Annotated in this window: 1 protein-coding gene; it reads left to right on the top strand. The window is 68.2% G+C overall.

Annotated elements, in window-relative coordinates:
- Positions 1-267, top strand: a 267-nt coding sequence (locus ACZ3HH_RS30220) for a sugar phosphate nucleotidyltransferase (protein ID WP_465810277.1), incomplete at both ends; no start/stop codon positions are given.

Genomic DNA, 267 nt, shown 5'->3' with positions numbered 1-267 from the left:
GAGTTCGACCCCGACGGGCGCGTCGTCTCCCTCGAGGAGAAACCCGCCGTTCCGAAGAGCGACTACGCCGTCCCCGGGCTGTACTTCTACGACAACGACGTCATCGGGATCGCCCGTGATCTGAAGCCGTCCCCGCGGGGCGAGCTCGAGATCACCGACGTCAACCGGACGTATCTCGAGCAGGGGCGCCTGCGTGTCGAACTGCTGCCGCGCGGCACCGCCTGGCTCGACACCGGCACCTTCGACTCCCTCGCCGAAGCGACGGAC

The organism is Pseudomonas sp. PME37.24/025 (assembly GCF_055556615.1).
The sequence above is the reverse complement of the archived record's forward strand: the minus strand, read 5'-3'. Positions and strand labels throughout refer to the sequence as shown.